Genomic DNA, 22123 nt, shown 5'->3' with positions numbered 1-22123 from the left:
GTTGTTTTTCATATGCATAAAGGAGAAAATCGATTGTAATAGTTCCATTGCTATTAATAAAATAAAGATAATCATTCGGGGAGAATCTTTAATGATTCGATTTTTTGCCATATCCAGGAGTTACAAACTTTTGGATGTTGTTAACTATAATTACGTGTTTTTTTCTATTTTTGCCGTTATGCTATCATTCTTCAAACAAAAACCATACTTAAAAGATCTTTTATCGGGCGATTATATTGATATTCATTCGCATTTATTACCGGGGATAGACGACGGAGCTAAAACATTGTCTGACACTGTGAGATTAATAGGATCACTCGAAAAGATTGGAGTTTCACAATTCATAACCACTCCTCATATTAGCCATTATATTTGGAATAATTCTCCTAAGAAAATTCAGGATAATCATACCGAAACAAGCAAACTATTGACCGGGGAGAATATTACAAAACCTTTCCTGGCTGCAGCAGAATACTTCATGGATGATTGGTTTGAAAAGCATTTTAAAAATGAAAAACTTCTTACTTTAAAAGACAATTATGTATTGGTAGAGATGTCCTACATGAATGCTCCGATACAATTGTATCAAATTTTATTTGATTTACAGGTAGCGGGATATAAACCTGTTTTGGCACATCCTGAACGTTATTTGTTTTATCACAAAAACTTTATCGAATATGAGAGATTAAAAAAAGCTGGTTGTTTGTTTCAATTAAATTTATTGGCTGTGGCAGGTTATTACGGTGAAGAGATCGCTAAAATTTCTGAACAGTTACTAAAAAACGGAATGTATGATTTTACCGGTACTGATGTGCATCACGACAATCATATAGCTGCATTTGAACAGAGAGTAAAAATAAATTCAACGGAGGAATTAAAAAAAATTATATCGAATAACCAGTTTTTTAAATTCTAATACTGATTATGTATTCAACAGCCTAATAAAATTCGCTTGTTTTTTATACCGGCATACCAATAAACAAAAAAAAGGTTCAAAAAAATTTGAACCTTTTTTTGTTTAAAGAAACGGATTTAAATTTTAACTTATATCTTTTTTGATTTTATTAAAGCTAAACCATGGTTTTTTATCAACTTTAACTCCATATCCATACCCATAACCATACCCTTTGGTTGAATCAGTATCATTAAGTACTATACACATATTTGGTAATTTTTTCTCCTTGTAAAAAGTATTTGCAATAGACAGCATACGCTTTTCTAAAACATTGGCACGCATCACATATACAAAAGTATCCGCATTTTTGGCGACCAGCAAGGTATCTGCTACTAGGCTTACCGGAGCTGTATCCACAATGATATAATCGTATTCTTTTTTTAATATATCAAAAAGCTTATCTACATTTTTACCCATCAATAACTCTACAGGATTAGGAGGAATCACACCCGAAGGCAATATATAGAAATTGTCGTAATCATTGTGTTTGATGATATACTTGTTTACATCTGTGTCGTTTGAGGACAGATAATTTGTTAATCCAAAATTTGGCATCGCAAAATAATCCATAAATTTAGGATTTCTGATGTCCATTCCTACCAATAAAACTTTTCTTCCAGACAATGCAAATGTAGCAGCTAGGTTTACAGAAACAAGAGTTTTACCCTCTGCAGGAAAAGTAGAGGTTACAAAAATAGTTTTCGCCATACCCTCAGGGACTTTTGTCAGCATAAACTCAAGATTTGTCCTGACGATCCTTACAGCCTCAGCAGAGCTTGTCCTGCTATCTGCCTTGATTAATTCATAAGTATCATCAGAAGTAGGAATATCACCAATAAAAGGTATTGGTGTTTTACCTTCCAAATCCAATCTGCTTTTGATCTTGGTATCCAATAAATCATGACCGTATATGATTCCAAAAGGGATTAAAAGACCTATTAACAATCCGGCAAGATAAACAATTTTTTTCTTTGGGCTTACAGGAACTTTATTCGCCTTTGCAACATCTATAACTCTCGCATTGGGTTCTGTAGCAGCCAATGAAATAGCTGTTTCTTCACGCTTTTGTAATAAATACAAATACAATTCTTCTTTTACTTTCTGTTGTCTCGCAATCACTCTGAACTGACGTTCCTGTACCGGAATTTTACCAATTTTACTATTCAGGATGCTTTCCTGACTTTTTAAATCACGATTTTGAATTTGTAAATTCGACTGCATTCTCCTTAAACTTGTGGCAACATTTGCTTTCAGTGATGAAATTTGCGTATCTAATTTTATTACCGAAGGATTTTCAGTCGTCGCCGACTTTAAAATCCGGTTACGCTCTAAAACCAGTTGATTATAAGAAGAAATTAAGCCTCCTGCACCGTTATCTGTTATAATATTAGTAGGCAGTAAATCAGCATTGGTACTTTTTTTTATAAAATCAAGCAAAGACGAAACTACATTCAATTGAATTTCAGTTTCAACCCCTTTTTTATCATAGTCGTTTGATCCTTGAATAAAAAGCTTTGCCTCAGACTCTATATCTGTTAGTCTATTGGCCTTCTTAAAAGTTTCTACATCCTGTTCTACACCACCTAATTCCTCTGTAATTAAGGCCAGACGTTCTGAAATAAATTTAGAGGTGTTTTCAGAGATAAAATTTTTATCTTCAGCAGCATCTGCATTGTAAATCTGAATCATAGTGTCCAGAAAATCTTCTGCTTTTTCCTGAACCGGATCGGTTATAGAGACATTTACTACGCTGCTGGTTTTACTAATAGGCTCGACACTTAATTTATTTCTAAAACTGGCAGTCACACTTTCTAATGGGCTAATTATAATTCGTATTGGCTTATCTTTTCCAATGTAATTTTGTTTGTAAAACGCAGTCTTACTAATAATTAATACGCCTATACTCGTAGGGATTTTTTCACCAAATTTAAATTGCTTTTTAGATGACAAAATAACGTTTTCTACCTCATCTTCATCAACTTTTGCATTTTCTAAAGCGAAACCATCATCCGATAACAGATCCAGTTTTAAAGTTACATTTGCCTCATCAAACAGCTCTGTTTTATTAAGAAAATAAATACTAATAGGGCTATCCCCATAAATATCCCGATCTACTACATTTCCTTCAACCTGAAGGGAGATATTTAAATTGAGCCTTTTTACCGTTGACTCTACTAAGGTCCTGGATTTTAGAATTTCAATCTCGTTATCCACGTTATTAACAGAACCTCCTCCTAATCCTAAGTCTGAAAACGCAGATAATTCTGAGAGCATCCCTCCTTTTTTTTCGTCTTTTACGAGTATGGAAGTACTGGCCTCGTAGCTTGGAGCCGTATATCTTAAATACAAAAACGCAAAAACCAAACACAGGAAAACACTTAGAACAAACCATTTCCAGTGCACTACATATTTATCAAGCTGCTCCCTAAGATTTACGTCATTGATTTCTCCTTCAACTTCATCATTATAAAAATCTTGCATTTGTCTTTGTTTATCAGTTTTATTTAAAAAGGATTACCGAAAGTGATATTAAAATAGAAATCGCAGAAATGATTACCGAAGTATTAGGCCCTACTGCAGATGCATTTACTCTTACGTTATTAGGTTCTACGTAAATGACATCGTTTTGTGCCAGATAATAAAAGGGAGAATTGATGAAATCTGCTTTTGTAATATCTACCCTATTATAAGATTTAATCCCGTTAATTTCCCTAATAACCAAAATGTTGTTTCTCCTGCCATAAATAGTTAAATCTTTTGCCATACTTAAAGCTTCAATTAGCGTAACCCTCTCTGAAGCTACAGAATAGGTTCCCGGTATCCCCACCTCTCCCTGTAACGAAATTTTAAAATTCACGATTCGCAGGTTAATAATTGGATTTTTAATATACACTCCTATCCTTTCTTTTAAGAGTTGCATTACTTCCGATCTGGTTAAACCTCCAATCTGTAACTTGCCTAAAACAGGGAATTCAATGTTTCCATTTCTATCCACCAAATAAGACTGAATGGTTTGCTGACCTGTTGCTAAATCAGGTTTACCTAAACCCGAAACGGCAACTGTTGTCAAGTTAAAAGGAATGGCTATTTCCGGATCCTCAGCAGAAACTATTATCGTTAATAAATCATCTGGCTGAATTTTTACTTCATAGGAAGCACTATTTTGTGAGGTATCAATACCTTGAATATTTTGATAATACACAATATTTTTTTTAGATGCACAGGAAAAAAATAATGAGATTAGCAAAAGAAATGTACTTTTCTGGATAAAATTTAAAAAATAATGGTTCATTAGAAGTAAGGTTTTATGCGGCAAATATAAGCATACCAGTTAAGTTTTCTACTATTGGATTATTCATCTGTCAATTAAAATGTTAAATTAATTAGTAAATACAAGCTTTTTTTATTTTAATACGCATTCTCTTCTCCTTTAAATATATTGACAACCGTCTTAATAACAATTTTTATATCCAATAAAATACTCCAGTTTTCAATATACCAAATATCATATTCTACCCTGTTTTGCATATCAATTAATTCTCTTGTTTCACCACGATAACCGTTAACCTGAGCCCAGCCCGTAATGCCCGGTTTGGTATATTGTCTCACCAGATAATTCCCTATTAAATCTGTATATTGTTTTGTATGATTGACCATGTGTGGTCGGGGCCCCACTACTGACATATCCCCCAAAAAAACGTTAAAAAACTGAGGCAACTCATCTATGCTCGTTTTTCGCATAAAAGCCCCAAATCTTGTAATACGCGCATCCCCTTTTCCTGCCTGCAATTTATCAGCCAGCTTGTTAACCCGCATGCTTCTGAATTTCCAGCAAAAAAAAGATTCATTGTCACGCCCTGAGCGCTCCTGCTTAAAAAAGACCGGACCAGGCGATTCAATTTTAATCAGAATCGTTATGATCGGAAACAGCCACGGAAAAATCAAAAGTATTACCCCAAGAGAAAACACAATATCAAATGCCTTTTTTAACAATCTATTCACAGTGTATTCCAGAGGCTCTGTTCGAAACATTAATACAGGTGTGTTGTCATAAAAGGAAATTTCAACTTTACTCGATTTTGTATACAACTGAAAATCGGGTATAAATTTAATCCGAACCATGTGGTGTTCACATATTTTTATCAGATTGCTTATGACATTAACATTATCAATATGTAATGCAACATACATTTCGTCAACCTCATTGTTTATCAAATACTTTTCTACATCGCTAAATCCACCCAATACCGGTGAAGAGATGAAGGCGAAAGGATCTACTTTTTCATCAAAAAAACCTAAAAAACGGTAACCATAAGTCAAGTCTCTGGATAAAGTTCTGCGAATTCGTTCACCCGCATCATTTGCCCCAACAATAATAACATTTTTAAAATTATACCCTTTAGAACGAATATATTTTAAAAGTTCCATCGATAAAAAGCGAGAAAACATTAACAGTACAAAGAAAAGAGTATAAAAGTACACTAAACGAAGCCTGGAAATTTGCGAATATTTCAAAAAAAGGACAAAAAAAGCAATTAAGGCAATGTGAAATATGAACTTTTTTGTTGTACGCTTTATAATAGATTCTAAAGGTTCAATTCGTACAATACGATAGGCATCATTACGCAATAACAAAGCTATCCAGATTAAATTGGATAGAAAAGAAACCGTTTGTACCTCCTTAAGAAAAAGTTTCTCCAGATTCCCAAATCGCAGCCATGCTGATAATACAATGGCAAAATTTAAAAGAATTACATCCCATACTACAAATAAAAGTTTAAAATAGCGGGAAAAGCGATGACGTGATAATGCATCTAAAATCTTCATAAATCTCCAAAAATAATTTTATTTTTCCTTACTAACATTCTTACTTTTTTATATACTGCATAACTGCGATCATTTTTTTCTGAAAAACTACCGACAGGGGAGCTAAATTATGATACTTATAAATCCTGTAATCTTCTTTCAGTACCTCAAGGGCTCTTTTATAACTCGTACTCATTCCTCCCATCCTCATTTTTACAATGTAAGTATTAAGATACAAAATATTTATTTTATATTTGAACAAATACCGTAATAAAAATTCAGTATCGGAAGCAATCTTGAAATTAAGATCATAATTCCCCAGTCTGTTTATAGTTGCTTTCCTGATGTATACCGTTGGGTGTAACGGCAGCCAGCCTTTTTTCAGTTTTTTATAATCGTATGCACCTCCAATACGGTTTCTGACTATTTTTTCATCCTGATCGTTCGTTACATAGATTCCATCTCCATAAATAGCATCAGTGTCCGGATTATTTTTAAAAGCTTCTACAATTTTGGAAACTACGCAGTTATCATAAAAAACATCATCAGAGTGCATAAGGCCAACCACCTCTCCTGTCGCTAAGGCAAATCCTTTATTGATTGCATCGTACATGCCTTTGTCTGGTTCAGATATATATGTAGTGATTTTATCTCCAAAAGACTGAATAATATCCTGAGTACCGTCTGTAGAATTCCCATCAATAACAATATATTCTATATCAGTATAATCCTGAGCTAAAACACTTTTTACTGACTGTCCGATAGTTGCTTTTCGATTGTAACAGATTGTGATAACGGAGACTTTCATAGATTAAAATTAAATGAAATATTATTTTCTTTTTGCCAGAAGCTCATTGCTCTTCAGCACAATAAAGTACTCATAAATAGATTGTAAGGTTGCATAAGTAACACCAGTACTTCCGTCTAAGAATGCTCTCCTTATAATAACCATATAAAACCACTTTATAAAAGGACGTCCCGGTAGTTTGTAAAACAACCCCTTTTGATGGTATCTTTTTTCTGTAAAATCCTTGCTGAACAAGGCTTTTTTTAAAGAAAAATCAATACCTGAATCCAAATCTTTTACCCTTGTTAGTGCTTCCATATCTGCATAGCTTAAATGTCGCTGAATCCAGAATCGGAATCCTTTACTAAAAGGATAATGATCCAAGAAACCTTCAATTTTACTAATAGGACCATCCGGAATAGAAACCGGATTAACTAATCTTTCATAGCGCATTTTGTCAGGACGGAACAGTCTTAAATAAAAAGGAGACATTTGGGCATGTTTTAGCCATTTTCCATTCCATGCAAAATCCCTTCTTCTAAGTTCATAGGCAACAAATTTAGTGTCCATATCTGGCTTGAGAGCCATTATTGCATTTAACAAAGATTCTGAAACCCGTTCATCTGCATCTATATAAAGTACCCATGGGTATTTAAATTTTATATTTGCCAAACCCCAGTTTTGATGTGCTGACCAGTTATCAAAAACACGCTGTGTGATAATCGCCCCGGCATCCTGAGCAATTTCAACAGTTCGGTCATCACTAAAAGAATCAAATACATGAATGTCATCGCTCCAGGTTACTGATGCTAAACAGCCCGGTAAATCTTGTTCTTCGTTTTTAGTGAGGATTAATATTGAGATCATTCTATTTTATATTTTTAAATTCTCTTTTTTTTATAAATCTGGCTGGATTTCCAGCTACAACATCAAATTCTTCTGTGTTTTTAATCACAATTGATTTTGCTCCTATCACAGAAAACCTTTCTAATATAACACCAGCAAGAACATAACTTCCAGTTGCTATCCAGCATCCATCATTAATTATTATCGGCTTTGTAGTCATATTAAAATTTACAGATTCAATTGAATGACTACCCGTAATTAAGTATACGTCTTTACCTATGCAACATTTTTGACCAATTTCGATTTTATCTAAACAATATATCCAAGAATTTTCTCCCAAACTAGAAAGGTGTCCCATTTTTAAATTCCAAGGTAATTCTATATTTGATTTTCTATTAATATTTACTGTTTCCGCTAATTTAGCACCAAATAAACGTAATAAAAAAATTCTTGGTTTTTTAATTTGATTTGGAAAAATTCTAAATATAGTTTTATTTATCAATTTCCAAAGATGAATTTTGATTTTTGTCTTTTTATCAAAAGGTGTTGTTTGTACAGGAATAAAATCATCACTTATCATAAACAATTCTTTTTTTAATAAATTTAGCAGGGTTTCCTCCAATAATTGTCCAATCATCTACATCTTTAAAAACAGCAGATCTAGCTCCTACAATTGCTCCTTCTCCAATTGTAACATTTGTCATTATAAATGCTTCGGCTGCAACCCAAGCAAAATCATTTATGACTATAGTACCTGACACAAAAGGTGTATTTATTGATGTAGTTTCATGTGTAGCACTACATAAGTATGTCCTTTGGGAAACAGTAACCTTGTTTCCAATAATAGTTTTTCCAAAATGAAACTTAACACCAGGACCTAAGGCTGAGAACGACCCTAGCTTTAAATTTTTAGGAGATGGTAAATCAATTGAAGCATGAATAACACAATTTTTTCCAATACTCGCCCCAAAAATTCTCAACAAAAAAATTCGCCAGCCATTAAAAAAAGGTAACGAAAAGGGTTTAAACAAAAACAAGGAAGTGATACGCCAAATTAACCTATAAACTTTATCAGATTTTGGAATTGTATCAATATATTTTGGAATTTGATATTTCATAGATTTATATTTGTCCATTATATATTAATTAATCAATCAATTCTTATTGGTTTATTACGTATATTTTTTAATGTTTTTCCATTTAGCATATCCAAATGCAATAATTCATCATCAATAGAGCTAAAACGTTTTCTTATAAAACTAGCTGGAACACCACCCACTATGATAAATGAATCTATATTTTTAGTAACGACTGAACCTGCAGCAATAATGCTTCCATCTCCAATTTTTATTCCAGCCATAATAATACTATTAGCACCGATCCATACGTCCCTACCAATTATAGTCTTTTTTAAATTTGGTCTACCTGAAAAAGTCGTTGGCAAACCTGGTATATTATAATTATGATCTGCTCCAATTATCTGCACATTTTGCGCCAACATAGTATATCTTCCTATTGAAACTCCAGGATAAATCAAACAATTATTCCCGACATAAGAATATTCACCCGCCTCAAAATCTTTACTTATTTTACATTTCCCACCAACATTAAATGTTTTATGCACTCTTTTTAAACCATATACATATTTAATAAAGAGTCTTTTAAAAAACCTATATATTAAGGCTAATTCATTACTTTGTTTTAATTTAAAAATAATATTCATTTATATATTTTTAGATTACACAAGACTGATTCAAAAATTTTTAACTGGTAATCTGGATTATAATAATCATCAATTACCTTATAACAATTAGAGACTAGTGATTGGTCTTTAATAGGTTTTATTAACAACCAATTTTCAATCACATTTGCCAAATCTTCTAAATTACTATACTTATATAAGTCTCCATTTACTCCTCTACTAATAGACTCTACTTCTGGCATTTGTAAATTTAGATTGTCATGAGAAATAACAGGAGTACCATATGCTAAACTATGAATAGCTGTTAAGCCAATTTCTCCAGGAGTAACACAAAGATCTGCATACATCAAAGCTTCACTATTAATTTCTTCGTCATATATAGCTCCTAAAAAAGAGACATTTTTTCTTAAATCATTTTGATCTACCAGCATTTCAAGTCTTTGTCTTTCTTCACCATCGCCAATTATAAGAGTATTAAAAAAGTTTTTATTGTGTTTTAATTTAAGATAACTCTGTGCTTCAATTATCATGTCTAAGCGCTTAATAGAATTTAATCTTCCTATAAAAACAATTACTGGAGTATCTTTATCATTAAAATATTTAAGTCTGTAATCACAAATATCTTTTTCAGTAATAAGTTTTCTAAATTCAAGACTCTTTTCATAATCCAACGAATTATAGATTATATGAATATCCTCTTTAGGCTTAACTTTATACTTATTTAATACATTGTACGCTCGTCTTCCATATAAAAAAAAACCATTAGCTATTTTATAAAAAACAAATAATTTGAAGTAATCAACAAAAGTAATTTTATCCTTATAGACTCCGTGCATCCAATAGAATACTCTTTTTCTTCTTAATCTTGCCACTATAGCAGCAAACCATGTAGAAATATGATATGGCGATCCTAAAAAAATGACAGAATCATAATCTCCTTTAATTGCTAAATTTATTAATCCGGACTGCCAAAGTATTTTATTTTTTAGAAACCATCTATTCTTTAAAAAAAACCAACGCAATCCCCCATCATTTATTTTTTTTAAAGAATAATCTGTTTCTATTTTTTTTATTTCAATATCACTAGTATTGCCGGAGTAAAGAGTAAACTCTATTTTATCTGACTTCATAAGTTCATTGAATATAGGCAGTCGATAAGAAGCTAAGTAATGATAAATAATTATTGTTTTCATTCAATTTATATATTAAATTCAAAAAGAAACTATATTTCTAAAAAACTGAGCTTTGATAGTCCCTTATAATAATATTTTATTTTCTCTATTTAAAGCCTTACTGAAGATTTTCTATTGTTTTTCCTCTCTAAATTCACTGTAAAAGCTAAAAAAACTACGGGAATATGTTTTATATATGCATATGGATTCCCTGAACTTATAGATGCCATAAAATTATATACACAAAGTAAAATTGCAAAAAGTACAATGGTAGAATTTCCTTTAATATAAGATTTTATAGGATAAATCAATATTAACAATATATAAAAAAGTAAACCAAAAAGTCCCATATCTAAATAAGATTGTAAAAGAGGATTGTCAATCCAACGAGTCATATATCCCGCACCAAAAATATAATTTAAAAAGCTAAAATTATTTTCAATATACTCATATGTCCATTTCCTAGAATTATATCGAGCAATTGCTGAACCTGTAGTATCACGTACATCTGTATTACCAAGTATATTTAAGACCCCATTATAAAAATTATAGAAAAAATTATCAACTAATTTTTGAAAGAAATCAACATTTATATAAAAAGATACTGCTAAAATGGCGAGCAACATAAAAATCTTAAAGTATCGCAATAGTAACTTATTATTTATTCCTCCAGTTTTGTACGAATATATAATTAAAATTATTAGACTTACAAATACAGGGGTTCTTTTTCCTGATCTAAAAATTATATAGGCATCCAGAGCAATAAAAAGCCAGACAATCAATTTCAACTTAATGTTCTTTACTTGCCAACATAATGCACAAATAAAATTGGTAATTGCGCCAACTACAACAGTAAATTGTTCTAAAGCATATTCTTCGTTATCTTGTCTTAATTCCCATGCCTTTTCTCCGGTAACTAGACCACTCCACAAAAAAAAAGCCCCCAATAAACTACAAATTGCAGAAATATAAAATGTAGTTACTATAACATTCTTGTATGAGTATCTCAATTCATTAGTCGAATAAGCTACTAGCAACGATAATATATAAATATGAAAACTTAAATATTGGGTCGTCAATTTAGTAGAGAAAATACCATAAAAAATCATCAACAACTGATATATAAAAATAATTATAAACATTTTATTGAACGAAGGAAATCTTCCTAAAAATAGATTCTTAGATGAAATTATAAATAAAAATGAAAAAAACATGAAGATAGGTGACCATTTAACAAATGGAAATAAATAGTTAAAATACATCCCTAATGGCACTCCAACAAGTGCTAATGCTACTCCAATATTGGTAAACAGCCCAGAGTTTATATCTCTTCTAAGCATTGTACTAATTTTAAATATTTTAATTCAATCAATATAGAAAACTGATACTGGGATTTGTAAAAAAACCAAGCACAAAATGTACTTATACCATCTGAAGTTAAACAAACTGAGATCGATTTATTTTTAACATCTTTATTAATCATAAATATTTTTTAAAAATGAATAGACCCTATCTCTAGAAAAGTTTCTTAACATGTGTTCATAAAGGATTTTATCATTCTTTTCTTTCAGAAGTTTTACGATATTTTCTCCAATACTATCAATACTATATGGATCTAAAATAGCCACCGTTTTATAATGGGGATAATATTCCTTAGGCCCCTCTATGTTTGTAATTGCAATATTACATCCATAAACAGCTGCATCCATTGCCACAATACCAACACCTTCGCTTATGCTAGGAAGAGCAAAGACTTTAGCTCTAGCATACAATTCTTTCAACTCTTCATCAGAAATATATCCTAAAACAGTTATGTTTTCAGAATCTCCAATAGTTTGCCGAATTTTTAAAAAATCATCTTCATTCCCTGTACTTCCAGCAAGTACAAGTTTAAATCCATATTTTTTGGCTGCTAATACAAGTCTCAAAACATTTTTTCGTTCTTGATAAAGAGAACTTAAATGAAAACAAAATTCTTCTTTATTTTGTAAAACTTCATCGATATTAGATGGATTTTCTATACCATATGAAAGTGGTACATTGAATACCTTTTCGGAATTCATTCCAAAAGATTCTTTGTAATACCTTCCTTCGTGCTCGCTACGAGCTAAGACCCCTTTAACTATTCTCAATGCTTTACGAAGAGAATAATTATTACTATATAGTCTTAATTTTTCAAAGCCATTATATGTCGCCCATTTATAGACATTAAATGGTTTTGTAGAATCAATAATCGGCGACAAATAAATATTTGGATTTTTCTCTGATAGAAATTTTACAAATGTATAAATAGCAACATCATAACCATAAATATGAATTGCGTCAAAGGATTTCCAATCATAATTTCCCCATCCGTTTATTAAAATACATTCATTACCATATTCATTTAGTATGTCACATGAAGTCATTGCTTGACTCCTAACACCATTCGATCTTCCAGAAATCATACCAATCTGATATAAAATATAGGCTATTTTTTTTTTCATCGGTTCAAAAAATTTTTTTTTTAAGAAATAAATCTACTATCTGATTAGCACCATATAATGTCATATGATCATCATCGAACATATATGGTACTTTATTTTTAGAATCATAATGTTGAATTTCACTACTTAAAAATATATTAAAATAGTTTTTTGATGGTATGATTTTTTTTAAGTCATTATTTAATTCTGCTGACTCACGATTTACATAATTTTTTCGCCTATTTCCTTGAAAATTAAACGCTAATACCCTAGGATATTCAATATTATATTCCTCTCCTTGACCTATAACAAGAACTCTTATCCCTAATTTTTCAAACATTTTTATTGTAGCATTAATTGCTTCACCTAATTCTCTGTTTGATTTATAACCACCTGAAGTAGGATAGTTCATCCAATTACATGATAGTAATATTAAATTTATATTATTTTTATTTCCAGTAATAAATTTGTCCATAAGACTTTTAAACTGTCTTGTAGAATTTTGTTCACCTTTCGCATTTATAAGCGGAAAAGAACCTACAACAGTGTGCTCCATAAAATTAAATTTTGTTGAATCTAATTTTGTTCTCAACGACAATGAAAACTGACCTGCATGACTATCTCCCAGTAATAAAATATTTTTCTTTTTAGTATTTAAACATAGGCATTGTTTATATTTTATTTTAGTAACATTATGGCATACACCAGAATTAAATTGTTTTTTTCTAGTTTGTTCATAATTAGATTTAAACTCAGTCACATCTATTGCCTCTTTAGAAAACATCTTTTTATTAATAGAAAAAAAAGAACCTATTACAGAGGCAAAAATCAGAATGAATGTTGCTCTAATGAGAGTCTTTGTTTTTATGTTTTTTGATCTTTTTTCAATAAATTCATAAGATAAAGATGATAATAAAAAAGACAAAACAATAAGAAAAACAGTCACCCAAACCCCTTTAAAATCAAAGTATTTAGAGATAACATATATGGGCCAGTGCCATAAATACCATGAATAAGATATATTCCCAATATATTGAACAATTGAGTTTTTGTAAAAACCGAATTCCTGATGCGTTGCAATTATTACAAAAGAACTTAAAACTGGAATCAAAGTAAAAGAAGATGGCCATATATCTTTCTCATTAAAATAAACAACACTAAAACCAATGAAAATTAATGCTAAAAGATTTAAAATTCTTTTTAAGACATTTGATATCTTGTTGTCAAAAAAATCTTTATATAAAAATGCCATTCCACCAACCATCATTTCCCATGCTCTGTGAGTAAACGAAAAAAAACTTATCTTAGAAAAAGATGATGGAAGAAAGTTATTAAATACAATCATTAACAAAAAAGAAAGTAATGCCAATACCAAAAATATATTATTGAATTTCTTTCTTCGTTTAGTGTATATATTTTTAACAAATAACAAAAAAAGAGGATAAATAATGTAAAATTGCCATTCAACAGAAAGTGACCAAGTGTGTAATAAAATATTAGATTGCGAAGATGGATCAAAATAACCCGAATTAAAAAGATAATAATAATTTGAAAGAAATAAGGTAGAATAAAAACAATATAACGATACCTGTTTAAAATCAATAGGAAAATAAATAAAATATGTTAGTATTAAAATACAAAGCGTCATACCGATCAATGCAGGAGCAATTCTTACAAAACGGCGATTATAAAATTCATTAAGTGAAAATGACTTATGTAAAAAGCCTTTTAAAATAATACTTGTCATCAGAAATCCGCTTATAACAAAAAAAACATCAACCCCCACAAAACCACCTTGAAACAATGGTATTTGATAGTGAAAAAAAATTACAACTAATACAGCAATTGCCCTAAGAATTCCAATATCATATCTAAAATTCATTTTAACCATATCTTTTCTAATCATCCATTTGTGTTTTTAAAACAATTTTTGAATATAACGCTGTCTTTATTTAAAATCTATTTAATAATGTATTTGCTATTTTTCTCTCTATTCATTTTTATATTTAGAAAGGTCTTAGCTGATCGGAAAGGATGAAAATTATAAAAGAAACTATCCTTGTAATAAAACATTAATTTAAGAGATTCAAAAAAATCAATAAAACCAAACTTGAGTGAATTAAAAATAAAAGGTCTTATTGAATTTTGAAAACTATTATATTGATTTTTTCTTAAATATTCATTATACTTAAGCATGACAATATATCTACTTCTATTATTTTGTGCAGTAAGAGTATTACTTATGCTTCCTCTGTTCATTGTAACACAATATACTTCTTGTTGTATTACAGTGATTTTTTTTGCTAAAAAACCTGTTTTGACTCCAAACATAATATCATTACTTGCTGGGACTTCATCAAACCTAATTGAATTACGTCGTACAAATTCTGAAGAAAAGACTTTTCCCCACGGCACAATGTGCTTAAGTCTTAATTTAGCTTCATCTGTTAAAAAATGATCAACTAAGGTATTGACTCCTTTATCCCTTGTTGCACGTTCTAAAGTATCTGAAAAAACACTGCTAACTCTAAAATAATAAATATCAATCTCTTGATTTACCAATGTTTTTTCAAAAACGACAAAGGCATCTTTAAGAAAAAAATCATCTGCATCTGCAAAAATCATCCATTTATTACTTACATGGTCTAAACCAATATTCCTGGCACCACCAGCAGTAATATCTGTTTCACTAAAAATTACTTTTGTATCCTTTCTGTTTACTCCAGGAAAAATCTCCTTATTCACATTTGAACTATTGTCATCAATTATAATAATTTCAATATTATCAGATTCAGGAATAGAATCTAAGCACCGCTGTAAGAGGTTTTGCGAATTTTTATGCGGAATTATTATACTAAGATCCATAAGATTGCTCATAATCATCAAAAATTACTTTCCACATATTATTAATCTGATCTACAAGTTCAGGCTTTCTGTTACTTAGTTCTGTTTGTATTGCATCATAATTTTCATAGATAGACTCTATTCTCTCTAAATTATCTTCAATTTTATTATTTGCATTTAAGACACAATCTTTTTGATCAAAATTTTTAAAAAGCATTTCATATTTATGATTCCAACTTGTGGCAAGACAAGGTACACCTTGACTTAAAGAGCTTGCAACTCCATGAAACCTTGAAGAAATGACCATCTTTGAAACTCCTATAACACCTTTAATTTCTTTAGCTGTTATCCCTGAAACAATTTCAAGATCATTATCAAGATGAGAATTAATCAATTGACAAATTTTATAATCCCCCATTGATTCATGATTTAACAAGAAAACATTTTCTTCCTTTTCTTTAAAGAACTTTATAATTTTTAAAAATAGATTTAAATAATCTTCAGATTTATTTCCTCCATGAGTAATCATTTTTTTATTTGGGATTATTGCAATAGAACCTTTTAAATGCTTCCAGCGTGAAGGAATTGCACCTGAAACTTTTAGTGTAAAATCACAAGAAACCATAAGTTTATTTGGATCAGCCTTTGCCTCAATTGCATAATTGTAAGAAGCTTCTTCCCTTGCAAAAATCAAATCACTATATTTGCTAATCATTTGAATTGACCTCTTTCCACTCTCTGACTTAAATGGCCCTAAAGCCTGAGTTAGAAAATATACTTTTGTCCCATTTTTCTTAGCAATACTATAATAATTTTCTTTCATTTCTAGCCAATTATCTGACCTATTCCATTGATCAGAATATTTAAACCCGCTTGCATCAAGTATAAAATCAACATTCTTAGGTGCATAATTTTCTTTGAAATAGGAAAATGGATTATCAATATGTACTCTAAAACACAGCCCATTTATATAACGCCCTAATTTTAAACCTAACCTTTTTTTTACATTAAGATTATATTTTGGCAGAAGTCTTTGATCAAGAACACTGTCAGGGTTTAAATAAACAGTTGCGTTAGGATATTTTTTATCCAACTCTTCAAGAATTGCGACAAGCATAAGTTCTGCACCTTTATTAAGGGTATTAATCCCGTCAATTTGAATAATCATAATTAATTGTATTTTCTTATTAATTCAATATCTCTTTTTTCTGAATAAGCAACCATTCCTTCTGGATCAGGATACCCAACTGCTATGCACATTATTGGTCTTTGATGCTTTTCAAGTGATAATACCTTTTCCATTTTCAATTCAAGATCCTCTATATCAGGCCAATTAACCGCACAAGAACTTAATCCAAGCGTTTCAAGTGCAAATATAAAGCTCATATTTGCTAATGAAGCATCTACATAAATAACATGTCTATCCCTTTCATCAAAGTATGCATCAAGGTTACCTACAACAACTATCATCACTGGAATATTATGTTCATATCCTTTTAACCCCATTGGAATTTTTCTTACTACTTCCAAGAGTTCAGGATCATCAATTATTCTATATTCATAAGGCTGTCTATTACATGCTGTAGGTGCTTGATTTGCAGCTAAAACCGCTTTATCTAATAGTTCATGTGGAACTTTTTTATTAAGAAACCACCGAACAGATCTTCTATATTTTGTAAGTTTATAAAATTCTTCGTAGGAAATAGATGGTCTGTCTGATTCAATTCTTTTATATGGTATTGAAGTAGGAATCGTCTTTTCATTTAAAACAGTAATCTTTTTAAACCTTTCCCTTTGAACGTCCAAAACAGGATTACTTCCTGTTATACTAAAATATTCACTTAGCACATCATACGTCCATTTAATTTGTGAATTAGGAATACAATTCGATGGCACGTAAAGAGTTTCAAAGTTATTGATTGTTTCAACTATAAAATCCAACCCGAAAATATCTTTTCTTGGACGCATTAATAATCCCTTTTCGATACGATGAACATTTCGTATAAGAGTATACATATTCGCCTTTTCATTGTTTGTTTCTTTTATGTGCTTGATTCTTCCGGCTAATACTGCACGCTCTTCTCTTTTAAATTTTGATGAAAATAAAAGATAATAAAGTGAACTCATGAAGGGTGAGCCAATAAAATAACTGGGAAGAATATTTTTATAAAAAAATTTGAACTTATGGTAAAATTTTCTAATCATTTTAATTACATCTTTGTTACAAACTTATTTTTTAAACTACTAAATATTTGCATTAGCATTTGTTTATCATTATATGTCAATCCAATATAATAAATACTTAATAGATAGGATATACTTGAAATTATTCCTAAAACAATAAATCCAACAAAACCATCCACAAGCCAAATACGAACAAAATAAACCAACAATACCGAAGGGAGTAAACTAAGAAATGAATTTAAAATTACTTTCTTAAAATATTCTACTGCACGATATCCTGTTAAATACTGAAAATAAAATATTCTGAAAACAGTTGAAATCGTTTCTAAAACAAACGAAACTAGAACTATAGAATAGGGCTGATATCCTAATTTAAGAAAAACAAATCCTATTGGAATGGTTAATAGCTGTATGCCGCCAGCAACCATTTGATAAACCTTAATTTTGCCTATTGCCTGTACCGCAGTCATCAACCCCATATTTATTTGGTTCATCATCGTTAATAATATGATAGACCTACAAAATTCTACTGTATATTCTGGCACATTTTTCAACCATAATTTTAAAATAAAAGGCATTTCAAAAAAAAAAGGAAGTGCAAAAAATGTAAACAAATAAAAAGAAAATTGATTTGCTGTCAATGATAACCTTATCATACGATCCCTGTCATTTGATCCTTCACTTTTCATAATTTGAGGCCGCATAGCGCTCATCATAGTCTGAGAAAAGAACATCAACTGGCTATTAACCTGATTAGCAATTCCGTAAGCTGCATTAACTACTGTGGCAAAAAACAGATTAAGTATGACTGCTACTCCTTGATTTCTAGCTAATGAACAAAGGGTTCCAAAAAGACTCCATCCTGCGAAAGAATTTAATTCTTTTATCTGATCTATATCATACTCCTTAATCAAATTCACATGGCACTCTTTATATTTTCGCTTGCTATAAATCCTTTTAATAACTCTAATAATAATAGTACATAACATAGTAAAAAAACCATACACAAATAATTTGTCTACTGTTAAAAAAAAGAGGCTAAATGCAATCAATAATTTTAAAACAGATTCAACAACGCCTACAACAGCAAGAAATGTCATATTTTCATGAGCATTAATTAATGCATCATAAGGGACTGAAATTACTGTTATAAAAGTAGAAGCTACTACAAAATGTAAAATATATAATGCCACATCTATTCTTGCTGGATTAATCTTTAACTGATTATTTATCAAATAAATACCTACCAGCTCAATTACGATAACCAACAATATACCAATTACAAAATGTACAATAACACTATTTGCAAAAATTTTTTTTACACTTTCAATATTTGCTGTCCCTAAATTATATGAAATATACCGCTGAGTAGAAGTGCTCATAGCAGCATTAAGAAAAGCTAACATAGCTATCATACCACCTACAACATTATAAATACCAAAATCTTCAGCCCCAAGAGCATTCAAAATGAGCCTTGTAGAATAAAGTGCAATAAGAGAAGTAACTACAGTTTTAACATATGTAATTCCTGTATTAAATATAACTCTATTAATTGCTTGCATTCAAACTTATTTTTAATTTAAATATTCATTAACGTCCAAATTATTACCACTATATAACTTTAAAAATTTAGAGTCATATAAAACCAATCTACCTTCTTATAATAAATCCTAAAACAACTTCAAATCACTCGCTACCATCTCTTTAACCAAAGCAGCCAAATCATACTGAGGCTCCCAACCCAGTTTGGTTTTCGATTTTGTAGGATCACCAATTAAAAGATCTACTTCTGTAGGACGGTAATATTCAGGGTCTACACGTACCACTACTTTACCTATTTCTAATTGGTATAGTGGGTTATTGCAGGCTGCTACTTTTGCTACTTCGCTTTCGTTTTCTCCTTCAAAAGTTAATGTAACACCAATTTCTGCGAAAGCCATAATCACAAAATCTCTAATATAAGTTGTCACTCCTGTTGCAATTACATAATCTTCCGGTTTGTCTTGCTGTAAAATTCGCCACATGGCTTCTACATAATCTTTGGCATGCCCCCAGTCTCTTTGAGAGTTCAGATTACCCAAATACAAACAGTCTTGTTTTCCTTTTGCAATAGCAGCAGTTGCCATCGTAATTTTACGGGTTACAAATGTTTCCCCTCTGCGTGGCGATTCATGATTGAACAGGATTCCGTTACAAGCAAACATATTGTAAGCTTCACGATAATTTTTAGTAATCCAAAAACCGTAAATTTTAGCAGCACCATAAGGAGAACGAGGGTAAAAAGGGGAATTTTCATCATAGAATCCCTTTTCATTTTTATTTTCACTCATCCCGCCATAAAGTTCAGAAGTTGAAGCCTGATAAACTCTGGTTTTTTCGCATAAACCTAAAATTCTTACCGCCTCTAATATTCTTAAAGTACCTATTCCGTCAACATTTGCCACATATTCGGGAGAATCAAAAGATACTTTAACATGAGACATTGCGCCTAAGTTATAAATCTCATCGGGCTGTACTTCCTGAATTATTCTAATAATATTAGTTGAATCAGTCAAATCTCCATAATGGAGTTTAAAATTCACATGCACTTCGTGCTGATCCTGATAAATATGGTCAATTCGTTGCGTATTAAAAGAAGAGGCACGTCTTTTAACACCATGCACCTGATATCCTTTTTCTAATAATAATTCGGCTAAATAAGATCCGTCCTGGCCTGTGATTCCTGTTATAAGGGCTACTTTTTGTGTGCTCATGGGTTTGAGTATATGAGTTGTGAATTGTGAATTGTGAATTGTGAATTGTGAATTGTGAATTGTGAATTGTGAATTGTGAATTGTGAATTGTGAATTGTGAATTGTCTCTCGCTTTGCTCGATTTTTCTAAGCTCTGAATTCACTTTTATCTTCTCACTTTTCACTTCTTACTTCTTACTTTTCACTTCTTACTTTTCACTTCTTACTAATTAGATAAAAACTACATTTTTACTTGTTTGAATGCTTCGATATTATTTAAAAACCATTCGTACGTTTTTTGTATGCCTTCCTCAAGCTCTATTTTGTGTTTCCATCCTAAATCATGCATTTTGGTAACATCCATCAGCTTTCTGGGTGTTCCGTCTGGTTTAGTTGCGTCCCAGATTATTTCTCCTTTATGACCTGTAATTTTCTGAATCGTTTCTGCAAGCTCTTTAATGGTTAAATCTTCTCCTGTTCCTACATTGTACAAATAATCAGGCAATTTGTTTTCAAGAGCAAAAACAACAGCTTGTGCCATATCATCTACAAATAAAAACTCCCGCATCGGGGTTCCGCTTCCCCAAAGTGTTACCGGAGCATTATTGTTTTCTTTGGCTTCATGAAATTTACGGATCATGGCCGGTAAAACATGAGAAGTATTTAAATCAAAATTATCGTGTGTACCATATAAGTTTGTAGGCATTAAACTCACATAATCCTTTCCAAATTGATTTCGAATAGCCTGACAAGCTTTTACACCGGTAATTTTAGCGATTGCATACCATTCGTTGGTTGGCTCTAAAGTATCTGTTAACAAATAATCTTCTTTTAACGGCTGTGGTGCTAATTTTGGATAAATGCAAGAACTGCCTAAAAAAATAAACTTTTCAACATTATTTTGCAAAGCAGCATCGATCAGGTTATTCTGGATTTGCATGTTCTCCATAATAAACTGATACGGATAATCATTGTTTGCCAATATTCCACCAACTCTTGCAGCCGCATCAATAATAACTTCCGGTTTTTCTTTAGCTATAAAATCGTGTACAGCTTGTTGATTTCGAAGATCAAGTTCCTTACTGGAAACTCCTGTCAAATTTGTAAACCCTTTATTAGATAAGGTTCTCCAGATAGCGCTTCCCACCATTCCGTTATGGCCTGCAATATATATTTTTGTATTACTTTTCATATCTGTTTAAATTACCTTTAACGCTTCTTTTTCTGCCACTACTTTTCTTAGACCACTGCTCGAAAAACGATGATCTCTTTGATTAAAATATAGTTCAATTCCTTTTGATTCACAATATTCTCGACCTGTAAAGTTTTTTTCCCGGTATTCATCACCAATAATACGAACATCAATTTTAAAAGACCTCAAAATATCCTCTAAATCCTGTTCTGTCGCATACGGAATAATCTCATCTACAAATTTACACCCTTTTAGCTGAATATAACGTTCCACAACGGTTTGAGTAGGCCTGTTCTTTTCAGGACGGTCTAATGTTGGATCCGTCTGTAATGCACAAATTAAATAATCACATTGCCGCTTAGCTTCTTCTAACATGGTTATATGTCCTGCATGAAGCAAATCGAAGGCACTAAAAGTAATTCCTATTTTCATTATTTT

At 31.0% G+C, this 22123-nt stretch carries 20 protein-coding genes; 1 reads left to right on the top strand and 19 read right to left on the bottom strand.

Annotated elements, in window-relative coordinates; genetic code table 11:
• Nucleotides 1–178: 178 nt before the first annotated feature.
• Complete coding sequence (locus tag DMB65_RS00600; RefSeq protein ID WP_110305041.1) at nucleotides 179–916, top strand: tyrosine-protein phosphatase; 738 nt, start codon at nucleotides 179–181, stop codon at nucleotides 914–916.
• A 123-nt stretch (nucleotides 917–1039) separates the two neighbouring features.
• Here DMB65_RS00600 and DMB65_RS00595 read toward each other — a convergent pair whose 3' ends face one another.
• The 19 genes from DMB65_RS00595 to DMB65_RS00505 form a co-directional block, all read right to left on the bottom strand.
• A complete protein-coding gene (locus tag DMB65_RS00595; RefSeq protein WP_110304737.1) occupies nucleotides 1040–3436 on the bottom strand; it encodes a GumC family protein in 2397 nt (798 codons plus the stop codon).
• Nucleotides 3437–3455: 19 nt separating this feature from the next.
• The gene (locus DMB65_RS00590; RefSeq protein WP_230470567.1) at nucleotides 3456–4157 is read right to left on the bottom strand and encodes a polysaccharide biosynthesis/export family protein; all 702 of its coding nucleotides are present in this window, start codon (nucleotides 4155–4157) and stop codon (nucleotides 3456–3458) included.
• A 206-nt stretch (nucleotides 4158–4363) separates the two neighbouring features.
• Entirely contained in the window at nucleotides 4364–5782 is a 1419-nt protein-coding gene (locus tag DMB65_RS00585; protein ID WP_110304735.1) for an undecaprenyl-phosphate glucose phosphotransferase, read from the bottom strand.
• 40 nt (nucleotides 5783–5822) lie between these two features.
• Nucleotides 5823–6569 carry a glycosyltransferase family 2 protein gene (locus tag DMB65_RS00580; protein ID WP_110304734.1) on the bottom strand — a complete coding sequence of 249 codons (747 nt, stop codon included), beginning with the start codon at nucleotides 6567–6569 and terminating at the stop codon, nucleotides 5823–5825.
• A gap of 21 nt (nucleotides 6570–6590) precedes the next feature.
• The gene (locus tag DMB65_RS00575) at nucleotides 6591–7415 is read right to left on the bottom strand and encodes a glycosyltransferase family 2 protein (RefSeq protein ID WP_110304733.1); all 825 of its coding nucleotides are present in this window, start codon (nucleotides 7413–7415) and stop codon (nucleotides 6591–6593) included.
• A 1-nt stretch (nucleotide 7416) separates the two neighbouring features.
• Nucleotides 7417–8031, bottom strand: coding sequence for an LbetaH domain-containing protein (locus DMB65_RS00570; protein WP_110304732.1), 615 nt, complete (start codon nucleotides 8029–8031; stop codon nucleotides 7417–7419).
• Nucleotides 7964–8512, bottom strand: coding sequence for an LbetaH domain-containing protein (locus DMB65_RS00565; protein ID WP_110305040.1), 549 nt, complete (start codon nucleotides 8510–8512; stop codon nucleotides 7964–7966). Before DMB65_RS00565 ends, DMB65_RS00570 begins: the two co-directional genes overlap by 68 nt.
• 32 nt (nucleotides 8513–8544) lie before the next feature.
• Nucleotides 8545–9117, bottom strand: a complete 573-nt coding sequence (locus DMB65_RS00560) for a CatB-related O-acetyltransferase (protein ID WP_110304731.1) — start codon at nucleotides 9115–9117, stop codon at nucleotides 8545–8547.
• Nucleotides 9114–10289: a glycosyltransferase family 4 protein gene (locus tag DMB65_RS00555; protein WP_110304730.1), complete on the bottom strand. Its 1176-nt coding sequence runs from the start codon at nucleotides 10287–10289 to the stop codon at nucleotides 9114–9116. Before DMB65_RS00555 ends, DMB65_RS00560 begins: the two co-directional genes overlap by 4 nt.
• Nucleotides 10290–10378: 89 nt before the next feature.
• The gene (locus DMB65_RS00550; RefSeq protein ID WP_110304729.1) at nucleotides 10379–11608 is read right to left on the bottom strand and encodes a hypothetical protein; all 1230 of its coding nucleotides are present in this window, start codon (nucleotides 11606–11608) and stop codon (nucleotides 10379–10381) included.
• 135 nt (nucleotides 11609–11743) lie between these two features.
• A complete protein-coding gene (locus DMB65_RS00545) occupies nucleotides 11744–12754 on the bottom strand; it encodes a glycosyltransferase family 4 protein (RefSeq protein ID WP_110304728.1) in 1011 nt (336 codons plus the stop codon).
• Between the two features lie 4 nt (nucleotides 12755–12758).
• Complete coding sequence (locus DMB65_RS00540) at nucleotides 12759–14639, bottom strand: acyltransferase family protein (RefSeq protein WP_110304727.1); 1881 nt, start codon at nucleotides 14637–14639, stop codon at nucleotides 12759–12761.
• 53 nt (nucleotides 14640–14692) lie between these two features.
• A complete protein-coding gene (locus tag DMB65_RS00535; protein WP_165834813.1) occupies nucleotides 14693–15610 on the bottom strand; it encodes a glycosyltransferase in 918 nt (305 codons plus the stop codon).
• Nucleotides 15588–16745, bottom strand: a complete 1158-nt coding sequence (locus tag DMB65_RS00530) for a polysaccharide pyruvyl transferase family protein (RefSeq protein ID WP_110304725.1) — start codon at nucleotides 16743–16745, stop codon at nucleotides 15588–15590. The genes DMB65_RS00535 and DMB65_RS00530 overlap by 23 nt, the downstream gene beginning before the upstream one ends.
• A gap of 2 nt (nucleotides 16746–16747) precedes the next feature.
• The gene (locus DMB65_RS00525) at nucleotides 16748–17782 is read right to left on the bottom strand and encodes a nitroreductase family protein (RefSeq protein WP_110304724.1); all 1035 of its coding nucleotides are present in this window, start codon (nucleotides 17780–17782) and stop codon (nucleotides 16748–16750) included.
• 5 nt (nucleotides 17783–17787) lie between these two features.
• Nucleotides 17788–19323, bottom strand: coding sequence for an MATE family efflux transporter (locus tag DMB65_RS00520; protein WP_110304723.1), 1536 nt, complete (start codon nucleotides 19321–19323; stop codon nucleotides 17788–17790).
• A gap of 108 nt (nucleotides 19324–19431) precedes the next feature.
• A complete protein-coding gene (gmd, locus tag DMB65_RS00515) occupies nucleotides 19432–20514 on the bottom strand; it encodes a GDP-mannose 4,6-dehydratase (RefSeq protein WP_110304722.1) in 1083 nt (360 codons plus the stop codon).
• A 220-nt stretch (nucleotides 20515–20734) separates the two neighbouring features.
• Nucleotides 20735–21685, bottom strand: coding sequence for a GDP-L-fucose synthase family protein (locus DMB65_RS00510; protein WP_110304721.1), 951 nt, complete (start codon nucleotides 21683–21685; stop codon nucleotides 20735–20737).
• A gap of 6 nt (nucleotides 21686–21691) precedes the next feature.
• On the bottom strand, nucleotides 21692–22117 hold the full coding sequence (locus DMB65_RS00505; protein ID WP_110304720.1) for an adenylyltransferase/cytidyltransferase family protein: 426 nt from the start codon (nucleotides 22115–22117) through the stop codon (nucleotides 21692–21694).
• Nucleotides 22118–22123: the final 6 nt, after the last annotated feature.

Source organism: Flavobacterium cheongpyeongense (assembly GCF_003202435.1).
GTDB lineage: Bacteria > Bacteroidota > Bacteroidia > Flavobacteriales > Flavobacteriaceae > Flavobacterium > Flavobacterium cheongpyeongense.
This window is presented reverse-complemented; position numbering and strand designations above follow the sequence as displayed.